The organism is Streptomyces sp. NPDC023157, assembly GCF_055560575.1.
The window spans coordinates 963015-976483 of record NZ_JBVHIL010000001.1 but is presented as its reverse complement, the minus strand read 5'-3'; the positions used below and the strand labels follow the sequence as shown (position 1 = coordinate 976483).

10 protein-coding genes are annotated in these 13469 nt (G+C 72.4%); 4 read left to right on the top strand and 6 right to left on the bottom strand.

The annotated features are described in order from the left end of the window. Positions 1–7: 7 nt before the first annotated feature. Positions 8–583: a hypothetical protein gene (locus ACZ3ZE_RS04465; RefSeq protein ID WP_361163025.1), complete on the bottom strand. Its 576-nt coding sequence runs from the start codon at positions 581–583 to the stop codon at positions 8–10. A 249-nt stretch (positions 584–832) separates the two neighbouring features. Next, on the bottom strand, positions 833–1768 hold the full coding sequence (locus ACZ3ZE_RS04460; RefSeq protein ID WP_467257286.1) for a restriction endonuclease: 936 nt from the start codon (positions 1766–1768) through the stop codon (positions 833–835). Positions 1769–2277: 509 nt separating this feature from the next. On the opposite strand from ACZ3ZE_RS04460, the gene ettA reads away from it, so the two are divergent. From ettA to ACZ3ZE_RS04440, 4 genes are read left to right on the top strand one after another with little or no spacing between them, the layout of a single operon-like run. Beyond that, on the top strand, positions 2278–3942 hold the full coding sequence (gene ettA / locus ACZ3ZE_RS04455; RefSeq protein ID WP_361622453.1) for an energy-dependent translational throttle protein EttA: 1665 nt from the start codon (positions 2278–2280) through the stop codon (positions 3940–3942). Between the two features lie 8 nt (positions 3943–3950). Continuing rightward, positions 3951–4376: an acyl-CoA thioesterase gene (locus ACZ3ZE_RS04450; protein ID WP_361163031.1), complete on the top strand. Its 426-nt coding sequence runs from the start codon at positions 3951–3953 to the stop codon at positions 4374–4376. Further along, the gene (locus tag ACZ3ZE_RS04445; protein ID WP_361163033.1) at positions 4373–5059 is read left to right on the top strand and encodes a DUF8010 domain-containing protein; all 687 of its coding nucleotides are present in this window, start codon (positions 4373–4375) and stop codon (positions 5057–5059) included. The genes ACZ3ZE_RS04450 and ACZ3ZE_RS04445 overlap by 4 nt, the downstream gene beginning before the upstream one ends. Beyond that, on the top strand, positions 5056–5526 hold the full coding sequence (locus ACZ3ZE_RS04440; RefSeq protein WP_361163035.1) for a GNAT family N-acetyltransferase: 471 nt from the start codon (positions 5056–5058) through the stop codon (positions 5524–5526). The genes ACZ3ZE_RS04445 and ACZ3ZE_RS04440 overlap by 4 nt, the downstream gene beginning before the upstream one ends. Here ACZ3ZE_RS04440 and ACZ3ZE_RS04435 read toward each other — a convergent pair. From ACZ3ZE_RS04435 to ACZ3ZE_RS04420, 4 genes are all read right to left on the bottom strand, one after another. Further along, the gene (locus tag ACZ3ZE_RS04435) at positions 5510–6115 is read right to left on the bottom strand and encodes a hypothetical protein (RefSeq protein ID WP_467257284.1); all 606 of its coding nucleotides are present in this window, start codon (positions 6113–6115) and stop codon (positions 5510–5512) included. The two genes, ACZ3ZE_RS04440 and ACZ3ZE_RS04435, sit on opposite strands and share 17 nt — an antisense overlap. A 90-nt stretch (positions 6116–6205) precedes the next feature. Beyond that, on the bottom strand, positions 6206–7162 hold the full coding sequence (locus ACZ3ZE_RS04430) for an ABC transporter ATP-binding protein (RefSeq protein WP_361163039.1): 957 nt from the start codon (positions 7160–7162) through the stop codon (positions 6206–6208). Continuing rightward, positions 7159–10014, bottom strand: coding sequence for an FtsX-like permease family protein (locus ACZ3ZE_RS04425; protein ID WP_467257283.1), 2856 nt, complete (start codon positions 10012–10014; stop codon positions 7159–7161). The genes ACZ3ZE_RS04430 and ACZ3ZE_RS04425 overlap by 4 nt, the downstream gene beginning before the upstream one ends. Continuing rightward, entirely contained in the window at positions 10014–13334 is a 3321-nt protein-coding gene (locus tag ACZ3ZE_RS04420) for an ABC transporter permease (protein WP_363292898.1), read from the bottom strand. Before ACZ3ZE_RS04420 ends, ACZ3ZE_RS04425 begins: the two co-directional genes overlap by 1 nt. Positions 13335–13469 lie beyond the last annotated feature (135 nt).

Genomic DNA, 13469 nt, shown 5'->3' with positions numbered 1-13469 from the left:
AGAGCTGTCAGGTTCCGATTGCCGCTTGCTCGTCGGTACCGTGCCCGACTCCGAGGTCGGTGCGCATGACGCCGCGCATCCTCTCCCATCGTGCCCAAAGGCGAACGAAGTCCGTCCTTATGTCGTCGAAGGACCCATCCGGATCAGGCCTCCCCTCTTCCAGGCACATGGTCCGCCGGTAGACCTCGGACAAGACCTTCGTCATCTCGTCCAGCTCGGCCAGAACAGCTGCGGACGCGATGAGCTGAGCCTCGGCGAAGACTGAGTGGTGATCGCGCCGCGCTTCCTCGACCAGCTCCCGCGCCTCCGGCGTGACTGCTCCCTTGTGTACGGTCCACAGGAAGTTCAGAAGATGCGTTCGGTAGCGTCGGAGGGACGCGTTGACCTGCATGTAGGCGTCGCGCCGACGGTTCAGCTCGGCCAGCTGCTGCTCGCGGTGCCACTGCGCTGCGGCCACCTGCTGCTGCCGCTCGAACTGCTCGGACTGGGCGCGACCTAGCAGGCGTTGTGACAGGACAGAGGCGATTAGCGTGCCCGTCACACCGACCACCGCGGCAGCCAACCCGATGAGCGCGCTTCCCATGGGACCCCCTGACTATCGAAGAGAACACGTCAACGGCATCCTGCCCGCGGCGTCATGGGTTCCGGATCCCCTTCCGAGTGCCAGTGCCATCCCTGCCCGTACTTGCGGGTGTGCCGGGGAGGGCACAAGACAGCCTTCGTCAGCCGGTTTCCCGCTGATGAGGGGCTGCCTCCGGCAGCTCCGTGCGAGATCGTCCACGAAGCTCTGTCCACTTGCTGGCCGGCGGCTCGGGCGCGGCCTCGGGGTGGCTCATGGGGAGAGGATCTCCGCGACGGGCAGGAAGCAGTGACCCGTTTCGCTCGCGTGCCGCTTCTTGCGGAGGATGAGTTCATCCAAGCGGATGCGCTGGTCGAGAACCGCCATGAAGTCGGGGCCGTCCATCGTGAGAAATGGCGTGCTGTAGCTGTAGACCGCCAGCGCATCTGACGTGAAGCCGCTCATGCTTACGTACAGGCCCAACGTGTTCTTGGCCTTGCGTTCGATGTTGGCTCGGAAGACGTCAAGTAGTGGCCTACCGATCCTTTCCTTCCACCACTTGGCTTCCAGCACGTAGTGGTCGGTGTTGAAAGCGAACGCTCCGTCGATCTGCTCATGGGCCAGGCTGTAGGACGCTCTCGGCTCCAAGTCGTACAGGGCGAAGAGTTCGTTGATGAAGTACTCGAAGTCGTTTCCCCGTTGGTGCACGTCAGCAGCTCCGTGCATCAGCAGGAAGCGTTGCTTCAGATCCTCGTGGGCTTGGGAGAACGCGCGGCTGTACTGGGCCTTCTTGGCGTCCTCCGCGATTCGGCCGGCGTGCGCCTCGTATTCGGCGATGACTTCACGCTGTTTGACCGTCCAGCGCTTCAGCTCGGCTACGGCAGCCGTGGCCTTGGTCTCCAGGAGCCTGTTGTCGACCTGCGAAGCCAGATTTGGAAACGTTTCCATGTCGGCTATATCGAGCATCAGTGCGAGTGAAAGGTCGAGGTACCGACCTTCGTTCGCTCGGAGTAAGTCGACCAACTGCCCCGACACCTCGCGCTTCGTGGCCGAGAAGTTCAGCGGTGTCAGGAGTTCGCTGTGGTCCTTCAGCATGCTCCGGACATACAGCTCGAACGGCTTCTTGTTCCAGAAGATTGCGGTCAGCGCCTCGAGCAGTGCGAGGTAGGCGCTCGGGTTGATTGTCTTCCTGCGGTCGCTTGACTGCATGGTCCCCTCCTCGACAGCCGCCCACGCACGGTTACTGAGCCATCACGGTAGCGCTTCATGGTTGGACCATCTGCCCATACGACGACTCCTGCGAGGGGAGGGGGGAGGGGGCGTGCCTGATCGTCTGTATGGCTGATCGGATCAAACCGGATGGATCGGGGCGCTGGTGTTCGCGCGAGCAGGCTTTCGCGCGTACGGCAGCGCAGTACCGCAACCCAGCAACCACCCCCATCTGGCACCGTCCCGTCCGGGCCCCGTGGCGCCACCCACGTGGGGGGATGAGCGGCCCCCCGCGACGTGCAGGTCTGAGTGAGCACTCCTGGGCCGTCCGTGGGCCGTGCGAGGGGCTCAGAAGTGACCGACGGCGACCAGCAGTGACAGGTCAGCTACCAGGGTGACCCGGGAACCCCCAGGTCAGCGGGTCCCCCACCTACTGGTTGGCCCCGGGGGGTGGCGGTCAGGCAAGATGGGGTGTATCTGCCCACTCACTCCTTGCCGGACGGTTTCTCTTGGCTGAGTACATCTACACCATGCGCAAGACGCGCAAGGCGCACGGCGACAAGGTCATCCTCGATGACGTGACGCTGAGCTTCCTGCCCGGTGCGAAGATCGGTGTGGTCGGCCCGAACGGTGCCGGTAAGTCCACCGTGCTGAAGATCATGGCCGGTCTGGAGCAGCCCTCCAACGGTGACGCGTTCCTGGCCCCCGGCTACTCCGTCGGCATCCTCATGCAGGAGCCGAAGCTGGACGAGTCCAAGACGGTCCTGGAGAACGTCGAGGACGGCGTCGCCGAGATCAAGGGCAAGCTCAACCGGTTCAACGAGATCGCCGAACTGATGGCGACCGACTACTCCGACGCGCTGCTGGACGAGATGGGCAAGCTCCAGGAGGACCTGGACCACGCCAACGCGTGGGACCTGGACGCCCAGCTGGAGCAGGCCATGGACGCGCTGGGCTGCCCGCCCGCCGACTGGCCGGTCAACAACCTCTCCGGTGGTGAGAAGCGCCGCGTCGCCCTCTGCAAGCTGCTGCTCGAGGCGCCCGACCTGCTGCTCCTCGACGAGCCCACCAACCACCTCGACGCCGAGTCCGTGAACTGGCTGGAGCAGCACCTGGCCCAGTACAAGGGCACCGTCGTGGCCATCACCCACGACCGGTACTTCCTCGACAACGTCGCCGAGTGGATCCTCGAGCTCGACCGCGGTCGCGCCATCCCCTACGAGGGCAACTACTCGACCTACCTCACCAAGAAGTCCGAGCGGCTCAAGGTCGAGGGCAAGAAGGACGAGAAGCGCGCCAAGCGCCTCAAGGAAGAGCTCGAGTGGGTGCGGTCCAACGCCAAGGGGCGTCAGGCCAAGTCCAAGGCGCGTCTGGCGCGCTACGAGGAGATGGCCGCCGAGGCCGACAAGATGCGGAAGCTGGACTTCGAGGAGATCCAGATCCCGCCGGGCCCGCGTCTGGGCTCCATCGTCGTCGAGGTCAACAACCTCTCCAAGGCCTTCGGCGAGAAGGTCCTGATCGACGACCTCAGCTTCACCCTGCCGCGTAACGGCATCGTCGGCATCATCGGCCCGAACGGCGCCGGCAAGACCACGCTCTTCAAGATGCTCCAGGGCCTCGAGGACCCGGACGCCGGCGAGATCAAGGTCGGCGAGACCGTCAAGATCTCGTACGTCGACCAGACCCGCGCCAACATCGACCCCAAGAAGACGCTGTGGGCCGTCGTCTCCGACGAGCTGGACTACATCAACGTCGGCCAGGTCGAGATGCCGTCCCGCGCCTACGTCTCCGCGTTCGGCTTCAAGGGCCCGGACCAGCAGAAGCCGGCCGGCGTGCTCTCCGGCGGTGAGCGCAACCGCCTCAACCTCGCGCTCACCCTCAAGCAGGGCGGCAACCTGCTCCTCCTCGACGAGCCGACCAACGACCTCGACGTCGAGACCCTGTCCTCGCTCGAGAACGCGCTCCTCGAGTTCCCCGGCTGCGCCGTGGTCGTCTCCCACGACCGCTGGTTCCTCGACCGGGTCGCCACGCACATCCTGGCGTACGAGGGCGAGTCCAAGTGGTTCTGGTTCGAGGGCAACTTCGAGTCGTACGAGAAGAACAAGATCGAGCGGCTCGGCCCGGACGCCACCCGTCCGCACCGCGCCACGTACAAGAAGCTCACCCGGGGCTGACGGACGCCATGGCGAGACACCTCTACTCCTGCCCCCTGCGCTGGTCGGACATGGACGCCTTCGGGCACGTCAACAACGTCGTCTTCCTGCGGTACCTGGAAGAGGCGCGGATCGACTTCATGTTCCGGCTGGCGCCGGGGAACGGGAGCCCGTCCTTCTCCGGCGGGTCCGTCGTGGCCCGGCACGAGATCGACTACGTACGCCCGCTGGTCCACCGGCACGAGCCGGTGACCATCGAGTCCTGGGTCACGAAGATAGGCGCGGCGTCGCTGACGATCGCGTACGAGATCAAGGACCCGGACGTCACGTACGTACGGGCCTCGACGGTCGTCGTGCCCTTCGATCTGGCGGCCCAGCGACCGCGCCGGATCACCGAGGAGGAGCGTGCGTTCCTCCAGGAGTACGTCGACGACGGGATGACGTCCGCCGCATGATGGTCCTCGCGCCCCTGCATTTCGCCGACGCCAGGGAGGCGGCGGGCCTCGCCGCCTTCCTGCGCCGGCTGCTGCACTTCGACCGCGCCGCCGCCGTCCGCCTCCAGGCCGGCGCCGGCGCGCTCGCCGTTTTCGGGCGCCCGCCGTCCTTCGAGGTGCTCGCGATCCGTACGGCACGCCTGGTCGACGACGTCGACCTCGACGTGACCGTCTCCGCGGGCGAACTCCTCGAAGGCATCGAGGAGTCGGCGGGCAAGGCGGTCGTCCCCGACGCCGTCACCGGCCCGCCGTGGGCCGGCGTCCTGCCGCCCCGCTCCGGCTGGGAGCCGGTCGCCGGCGTGCCGTCCGTCGCCGACCTGCGGGGCGCGGTCGCCGCGGCGGTCGCCGAGTTCCGCTCCCGCGACGAGGCCCTCGGCGAGGAGCGGCGCACCCGCGCCGAGCGCGACCGCATCGGCCGCGAGATCTGGTCCCGCACCCTCGCCCCCGCCGGGCTGCCGCTGCGGGCCGTCCACGCGGCCCAGTCCCTCGGCTTCCTGCCCGACCTCCCCGACCACGACCTCCCGGTCACCCTGCTCGCCACCGGCCCCTGGCTGCGCCTGCGCACCCCGTACGGCTCGGTCGCCCTGCGCAGCGTGCCCATGTCGCTGAGCGTCACACCGGGCGGCGGTGGCGGGGCGCGGTGACGTCTTCTTCGCTTGCGGGGGACGCCGATCCCGTACGCCAGGGCAGCCTCGATGCCGATGCCGATCCCGTCCGCCCCGACGCCCCCGCCCTCGTCATCGACGCCGATCTCCCCGCCGCCGAGCTCAACGAGCTCTTCCGTGCCTCCTGGCCCGGTCACCAGGACACCGACTTCGGGCCCGTTCTCGCCCGGCGGTTGCTGCACGTCACCGCGCGGCGGGGTGGGCGGCTCGTCGGGTACGTGAATGTCGTCGGGGATGGTGGCGCGCACGCGTTCGTGCTCGATACGACCGTTCATCCCGACGAGCGCCGCCAAGGGCTCGGGGTGGCGCTGGTGCGGGCCGCCGCCGGTGCGGCGCGTGAGCGTGGGGCGCACTGGCTGCACGTCGACTTCGAGCCGCATCTCGCCCGCTTCTACGAGGAGTGCGGCTTCCGGCCCACCGCGGCCGGGCTCATGGCGCTCGGCTGAACGGTTCCTCCCGGCCCTCCATCGCGAGGGCCACGGCCGACAGGGCCGCGCTGAGCAGCAGCAGGACCGACGGCAGGACCAGCGAGCCGTGCGCCACGTTGTCGCTCGCCAGGATCGGGTCCATCCGGTGCGCGGGGTCGTAGGCGATGCGTACGGTCTTGCCCTGCTCGCCGACCTTGCGTTCGGCCGTGAACTCCGACGGGTAGGCGCCCGGGCAGCTCAGCGGGTGGTGGTACAGCGTCTTCTCGGCGGGGGCGCCCTCGCCGAAGGTCGGGTGGTAGGTCTTCGTGACCTTGCCCGCCACGAGGCATTCGACGACCTCGGCGCGGATCCGGGAGTCCCGCGCCTCCACCCACACCGAGCCCAGGCCCGCCAGGAGCAGCAGCGCCGCGGCGATGCTGCCGCCCTCGCGGAAGAGGGCGTTGTGCGCGAACAGGGCGACGGCGGCCAGGCCGAGCCCGGCGAGCAGCGCGAGGACGGCCGGGAGGCGGACGGGGCTGTGCATGCTCCAGCCCGCCCACAGGTGCAGCAGGACACCGGTGCCGACGGGTATCAGCACCGCGCCCGCGTAGGACAGGGTCTTTCTCATGAGCCACCCCCCGTAGGGGGACGCGCGCCGGGGCGGAGTGGTTTCCTCCGACGCGTCAGCGGTCAGCGGTCAGCGGTCAGCGGTCCGCGGTCAGCGGTCCGTGTCGTCCGGCCACACCCCGATGTGGTCCTGCTCCAGCTCCAGGGCCACTCGGTGCTCCATGCCCAGCGCCTCGGTGTACTCCGCGGGCAGCTGGAGCCGTCCGGCCCGGTCGAGCATCGCGTACTCGCGGGCCACCAGCGACTCCTGGCCCTCCGCGTCGATCTCGGTGCGCCGCAGCACCTCCGAGGAGGTGCGGCCGTCGCGGATGGCGACCGTGCGGCGCACCTCGGTGGCGACCGCCTGGTCGTGGGTGACGATCACGATCGTGGTGCCCAGCTCCTCGTTGGCCCGCCGGAAGGCGGCGAAGACCTGCTCGCCGGTGGCCGAGTCCAGCTCACCGGTCGGCTCGTCGGCGAGCAGCACCGACGGGTCGTTGGCGAGGGCGACCGCGATGGCGACGCGCTGCTGCTGTCCGCCGGACAGCTGGTGCGGGCGCCGGTCGCGGATCTCCGCGATGCCGAGCATCGCGAGGAGTTCCTCGGCGCGCTGCGCCTTCCGCTTCGAGCGGCCCGCCAACTGCATGGGCAGCGCCACGTTCTGGGCGGCCGTCAGATAGGGCAGCAGGTTGCGGGAGGTCTGCTGCCAGACGAAGCCGACGACCTCGCGGCGGTAGCGCAGCCGGGCCTTGCCGTCCATGGCGAGCAGATCGCAGCCGGCGACCTTCGCCGCGCCCGCGGTGGGCACGTCGAGGCCGGCCAGGATGTTCATCAGGGTCGACTTCCCGGAGCCGGAGGCCCCGACCAGGGCCATCAGCTCGCCCTCCTTGACCAGCAGGTCGAGGCCCTGCAGGGCCTGCACCTCCACCCCGTCGGTGGTGAAGATGCGGACCAGCCGGTCGCAGGCGATCAGCGCGTCATGACCGTACGAGGGCCGGTCGCGGTGCGCCGTCGCCCGTCGCTCCAGCTCTTCGAGCGTGGTGGTCGTGGTACCCGTCGACGTCGTCATCGTGCGTCTCCTGCCCTGAGTTCCTTGATCGAGCCCCTGCGCGAGGCCCACCAGGCCTGCACCGTCGCCGCCGCGCCCGCGAGCAGCACCACCCCGGCCGCCGGGAGTCCGAGCGACCACACGTCCGCCCGCAGGGCGGCGCCGAGCGCCAGTGTCTCCGCCGGCGCGGTGGCCAGCGCGAGCCGCACCAGGTCGACCCCGGGCGCGAGCAGCAGGATCGTCGCCCAGCCCACCAGGATGCCGCCGGCCGCGGCCAGCAGCGCCTGAGGCAGCGCCTCCAGGACGAGCAGGCGCCGGGCCTGTCCGCGGGTCAGGCCCATGGTGCGCAGCCTGGCGAGCAGCGTGGTGCGCTCGGGGGCGACCTGGAGCAGCGACAGCAGCACGGCGAGGGCGGCGTAGCCGGCGCCCGCGCCGATGGCGGCGAGGTAGAGGCCTTCGGCGCCGGTCTGCATCGGCGAGTCGACGTACCGGGCCCGCTCCTCCTCGCGCAGCACCACGTGCAGCTTGCCGCCCTTGGCGGTCATCCGGCCGCGCAGCGCCTTGCCGTCGAGAGCCCCGCCCCCGGCTCCGCCGCCGGTGACGAGCAGCGCGGTGGGGGCACGGTTGACCAGGTCGGCCGCGTTGACGATCAGGAAGTCCTTGTCGGGCAGCGCGGGGGTGATCGTGCGCACGGCGACCACCTTCACGTGGAAGCGGCCCGCGGCGGCGAGGATCTCGATGGGCCGGTCGCCGAGCCGCTCGGCGACGTCCGGGGAGGCGATGGCCGGGACGACCCGGGAGGTGTCGCCGACGCTGCCGGGACCGCCCTTGCCGGTGGTCTTCAGCAGGGACTCGGGGAAGCGGCCGAAGTCGGTACGGGCCGCGAGCCGGGCGTACGAGGAGGGCTCGACGCCGACCAGCGGGGCGCTCATCGCGTCGTCGGCGGTCCCCTGGTGGGACGGCAGCTCCAGCCCGTACTCGATCTGCACCGGCGACACCTCGCGGACCCCGGGGAAGCCCCGTACCGTGTCGGCGAGTCCGGCGGGCAACGGCGTCCAGCCCACGTCGTGGGTGATCCGGGCGTCCGCGCCGGTCGCCAGGTACGCGGCCCGGTCCCGGGCGTCGGAGACGCCGGCGAGGACGGAGCCGCCGAACGCGGCCGTGGTCAGCGCCATCAGCAGGGCGAGCAGCGGGAGGGTGCCGGAGGCCGAGGCGCGGCCCGCGCGGGCCAGCGACAGGAAGCCGATGGCGCCGCGCAGCCGGCGGGTGGGCCGGGCGGCCCAGCGCAGCGGCACCGGGTAGATCCGGATGAGGACGAAGGCGGCGATCACGCCGACGAGGACGGGCGCGCAGCTCACCAGGTAGTCGCCGGTGCCGGTGCCGGTGCCGGTGCCGCGCTGGCGCAGCGCGGTGACCGCGCCCACCGCGAGGACCAGCAGGGTGAGTTCGGCGACCGTGCGGCGGCGGGAGGGGCGGGCGGAGACCAGGTCCTCGCGCCCGCCGTGCAGCAGGGGGCGGCGGTGCAGGAACATCGCGCGCAGCGGCAGCACGAGGGCGGCGAGCAGGGCGCAGGCCCCGGCGGCGATGGCGGCGGGCCACATCCGGGCGCCGGCTGCGCCGCCGACGAGGGTCACGGCGAGCAGCAGGCCGAGCGCGGCGGCGGGCAGGCAGACGGCCGTGGTCTCGCCGAGCAGCCGCAGGCCGATGCCGGGCAGGGAGGCGCCGCGGGCGCGCAGCAGGGCGAGTTCGGCATGCCTGCGGGCGGTGAACAGGCCGCCGGTCATGCCGAGGACGACGGCGGCGACGGCGCCGACGCCGACGGCGGCGACGGCGACGACCGCGGCGATGGCGTCCCGCATCCCGGCGTACTCGCCGAGGACCTCGTCGAGGTCGGTGTCGAACTGTCCGTTGGGGCCGAGGGCCGACCGCAGCGCGACGAGGTCGGGGCCGGCGTCGGCGGAGTCGAGCGCGGCGCGCAGGGTGTCGCTGTCCTGGGCGGTGAGGTGGCCGACGGAGGGGGCGTAGCGCCAGTACTGCTCGGGTTCGCCGAGGGTGCGGGGCAGCGAGGTCCCGCTCTCGGGGCCCAGCAGCAGGGTGGCCACCCAGTACCACTTGACCTCGAGGCCGCTGCGGGCGGTGAAGAGCGGGGTGTGCGTGACCGGGTCGATGTTCCAGTACGGACCGGAAGGCTCGCGCGGCTCGATGACGCCGGTGACCGTGATGGGGGTCTCGCCGCCGTCGCTGCCCGGCACATGGACGACGGAACCGGGCTTCAGGCCCATGGCCTTGGCGGTCTTCGCGGTGACCGCCGCCTCCATCGCGCCGCCCGGCCCCACCGTGGGCGCGCGCCCGGCAACCAGGGTGGAGTGGGCGGGCACGTCGGAGAGCGCGTCGAGGACGAACTCGGGCAACAGCCCGTCGGGCTGCGGCAGCCAGCGGTCCAGGCCCTGGACCCGCTTGGTGGTGCGCGCGCCGTACGCGGAGTTCGCGAGGTCGATCTGGAGCGGCTTGGGCAGCAGCGGGGTGAGCTGGTCGCGGGTGGCCTTCAGCCGGTCCGGTCGGTACGCGGTGGGCTGCTGCGCCGGGGGCAGGCTGCTGGCCACGGAGTTGGTGAGGCTGACGACGGTGCGGTGTGCCGGGGCCGACTCGACCGCGTGCCGCATGCCCTCGGTCTCGTACGCGTCGACGGCCCGCGGCAGCGCCGCCGCGAGGAACGCCGTCACCAGCACGAGCAGCCCGTAGGCGAGGGCCGTACCCGGGGCGGTCCGCAGCCGGGTACGGACCCAGGGGGCCACGGCGCGGGCGGGCTTGCGGGGCGCGGCGGCCTGGGGCACGACGTCCGCCTTTCCGCGGGTCGGGGCGGTGGAGGGCATCAGTTCTCCCCCTGGGTCCGCAGGGTCACGGCCGGGTCGGTGCGGCGCAGGGCGATGGCGGCGACGACGGCCAGGGGCAGGGCGGCGACTCCGGCGAGGAGCAGGGCCACGTGGCCGACGGGGAGTTCGACGAGGACGGCGGGTACGGGGCGTTCCGCCTGGCCGGTGAGGACGATCAGGGGGACGACGGCCCGGGTGAGGACGGTGCCGAGGCCGACGCCGACGAGCAGGCCGATGCCGACGAGCAGGCCCTGTTCGGCGGCGACCAGCCGGGCCAGCTGGCGGCGGGGCGCGCCGAGCGCCCGCAGCAGCCCGAACTCGGCCTGCCGTTCCCGCAGGGAGCCGGCCGATCCGACGGCGAAGCCGACCGCGGCGAGCGCCGCCGCGGCCACCGCCACGGCCATCAGGGCCGAGTTGGGGCCCGCGCCGAGCGGGTCGCCGAGCAGGTCGGCCGCGGCCTCGTCCCGTACGAGCACCAGCGCGGGGTCGGCGTCGGGGCGGGCCCGGAGCGTCTTGGCGACCTCGGCGGTGCGGCCGGGCAGGGTGGTGAGCCACCACTCGGTGGGCGGCAGCGTCGCGGTGGGCGTGAGGGACAGCGCCCGGTTCGCGGTGGACAGGTCGACCAGGATCGCGCCGGCGTCCTCGGGGGTGGCGGCGGGGGCGGTCGCGGAGACCGACCGGGCGCCCGGGCCGGTGGTCGGCAGCTCCCGTACGACGTCGGTGATGATCACGTTCAGGGTGGAGCCGCTGAAGGTGACGTCGACGTGGTCGCCCCGCTTGGCCTTGGCGGCGGCGAGGAAGGCGTCGGTGACGATCGCCGGGACCGACTTCGGGGGCGCGGGGCGCGGGGCGGCGACCGTGAGGGTGTACTCCTTGGTGCCGCTGGTGTCCCCGTCGCGCTCCCCGTCGACGTGGAAGGCGACGCTGAGCAGGGCGTTCGCGGAGGGCCGGCCGCTCAGCGGGACGGACTTGCTCTCGCCGTTGCCGAGCTGCGCCGCGTACTCGACGCCCCAGGCGCTGAGGGCGGCGCCGGTGCCGATCGGCTGCTCGGTGCCGTCGGCCCGCTCGGTGGCCAGCCGCTCGACGGCGAAGGTGTGCGAACCGCCGCCCTCGCCCCACAGGGACTGCCCGCCGATCTCCAGACCGGCCAGGCCGAAGTTCTCGGAGGCGCCGAGCTCGGCGAGGGACAGGCCGAGCCGGTGGGTGCGCCCGTCGGCGGGCAGCGCGCCGATCAGCCGCCGGTACGGGACGCCGTAACGGTCCTCCAGGACGGCGGTGACCCGGGAGGCGGGCCCGCCGGGCGGTGCCGTGTCCTTCAGGTCGATCCGCAGGGCGCGGGCGCCCGCGGGCAGCGCGATCCCGGGCCGGGGCCCGGCCTTCGGCATGAGGGGGGCGAGCCGCTCGGTGGCGGGCCCGTCGGTGAGGTCGGCGCGGAACAGCATGCCGTCGGCGGCCTGCCGGGTGTCCACGGCGAGCACGGTGGCGAGGTGTCCGGCGATGTCGGTGCTGCCGCGGTGCACGGAGGCCGCCTTGCGGACGCCGGGTACGGCCGCGATCCGTTCGGTCTGCGCCGGGTCGCCGGGACCCGCGCCGAGCACCCGGACCGTCGCGCCGGTGCGGAAGTCGGCCTGGTCGCGCTGCGAGCGGTCCCAGGAGTCGCTCTGGCCGATGGCCAGCATGCCCATCGCGACCGCGAGCACCAGCAGCAGCACGGGGCCGGCGCCGCGCAGGGGGCGGCGGCTGAGCTGCCAGCCGGCGAGCGCGGCGGGCAGCCCGCGGCCGCCGGCGGCGCGCCGTTCGGCCAGTCTGGCGGCGGGCGGCAGCAGCCGCAGGGTCAGCACGGTGCCGGCGAGCAGGGCGAGGGCGGGTGCGGCGACGAGCAGCGGGTCGATGCCGAGGCCGCCGGCCCGTTCGCCGGTGAGCGCGCCGCTGCCGGAGCCTTCGCCGGTCTGCCGGTCGAGCTGCCAGTAGGCGATGCCGGCGATGAGCAGCAGGCCGATGTCGGCGCCGGCCCGGACCGGTGCGGGCAGGGCGGCGGACCGGCCCTTGCGCAGCGACACGGTGGCGCCGTCGCCGGCCGCGAGCGCGGGCGCCACGACGGCGGCGGCGCAGCAGAGGGCGACGAGGGCGGCGACCAGCCAGACGGTGAGCGGGGCGGAGGCGTCGAGCCGTACGCCGAGCGCGTCGAGCGCGGACCGGTCGGCGAAGAGCCGGGTGAGCGGTCCGGAGAGCAGCGGGGCGGCGAGGGCGGCGGGTACGGCGAGGAGCAGCGCCTCGACGGCGGCGAGGCCGGCGATCCGGCGCCGTGAGCCGCCGCGGGCGCGGAGGAGTTCCGTCTCGCCGGAGCGCTCGCTGCTGAGCAGCCGGGCGACGAGGAGCAGGGCGTACGCGGCGAGCAGCACCAGCTGGACGGCGACGATGCTGAGGGTGGAGCGGGAGACGAGCAGGGCGCGGTCGGTCTGCTCCAGGACGGTCGGCAGGGAGGTGTAGGCGCTGATCGTGGTGCCGAAGCCGGTGGTGTCGGCGGCCATCCGCTCGGGTTCCTTGGCCGCGGCGGCGTGCAGGGCGCCCATCCGGTCGGTGGTGATCCCGGTGAAGTCGGCGGCGCCGAGCCAGGAGGTGCCGCCGGTGGTGACCCGCCCGGAGGCGAGCAGGGAGGGGTCGGCGACCAGCGGGCCGTACGTGGTGAAGACGAGCGTCTTGACGCCGCGGCCGGCGGCCGGGTCGAGCTGCCAGTACAGGTCGGTGGCGTCGACGGGCCGGTAGAGGCCGGTGATCCGGGCCTTGAGCGGCTTGCCGCCGAGCCGGTCGGTGAGGTCGAGGACCGTGCCGGGGCCGACCTTGAGGATCTTGGCGGCCTCTTCGGGGAGCGCGGTCTCGACGGCGTCCCGGGGGCCGGTGGCCTTCGGCCAGGCGCCGCGGACGAGGGCGACGCGGGAGCGGTCGAGGGCGGCGAAGTGGGTGAGGTCCGGGTCGCCGGCGCGGGCGGCCGGGGGCTGGAGCGAGCGGGGCAGCGCGTACGGGCCGGAGCGCTCCAGTTTCCGTACGGTCACGGGGAGCCCGTCGAAGGTGGCGCGGGCCCCGGCGTGGACGGCGGCGTCGGCGCTCGCCCGCTTGTCGGCGGGGACCTGGCCGGTGACGATCAGCGCGGCGGCGGGGGCGGACCGGCCCTGGAGGGTGCCCTGCAGGGCGGCGTCCCCGATGGAGCCGGAGAACGCGGCGAGGGTGGCCAGGACCGAGGTGGTCAACAGGACTGCGAGCAGGGCCGCCGCCAGTAGCAGCCGGTGTGCCCTGACGCGCAGAAGTACGAAGCCCGTCACCCATCCCCCTGAAAACACCGTGATCGTTCAGTTTCGAACGTTCATCGGATGCTTTCAGAGCGATATCGATCTGGAAACCGCTTTCGGCGGCACCTTGATGCGATCGTGACCGTTATCCGGGGTTCCGTCACCGGA

What these genes read in the sequence shown, in the direction of transcription:
- ACZ3ZE_RS04465 (WP_361163025.1), bottom strand. Translation starts at nt 583, where the DNA reads ATGGGAAGCGCGCTCATCGGGTTGGCTGCCGCGGTGGTCGGTGTGACG.
- ACZ3ZE_RS04460 (WP_467257286.1), bottom strand. Translation starts at nt 1,768, where the DNA reads ATGCAGTCAAGCGACCGCAGGAAGACAATCAACCCGAGCGCCTACCTC.
- ACZ3ZE_RS04450 (WP_361163031.1), top strand. Translation starts at nt 3,951, where the DNA reads ATGGCGAGACACCTCTACTCCTGCCCCCTGCGCTGGTCGGACATGGAC.
- ACZ3ZE_RS04445 (WP_361163033.1), top strand. Translation starts at nt 4,373, where the DNA reads ATGATGGTCCTCGCGCCCCTGCATTTCGCCGACGCCAGGGAGGCGGCG.
- ACZ3ZE_RS04435 (WP_467257284.1), bottom strand. Translation starts at nt 6,115, where the DNA reads ATGAGAAAGACCCTGTCCTACGCGGGCGCGGTGCTGATACCCGTCGGC.
- ACZ3ZE_RS04430 (WP_361163039.1), bottom strand. Translation starts at nt 7,162, where the DNA reads ATGACGACGTCGACGGGTACCACGACCACCACGCTCGAAGAGCTGGAG.
- ACZ3ZE_RS04425 (WP_467257283.1), bottom strand. Translation starts at nt 10,014, where the DNA reads ATGCCCTCCACCGCCCCGACCCGCGGAAAGGCGGACGTCGTGCCCCAG.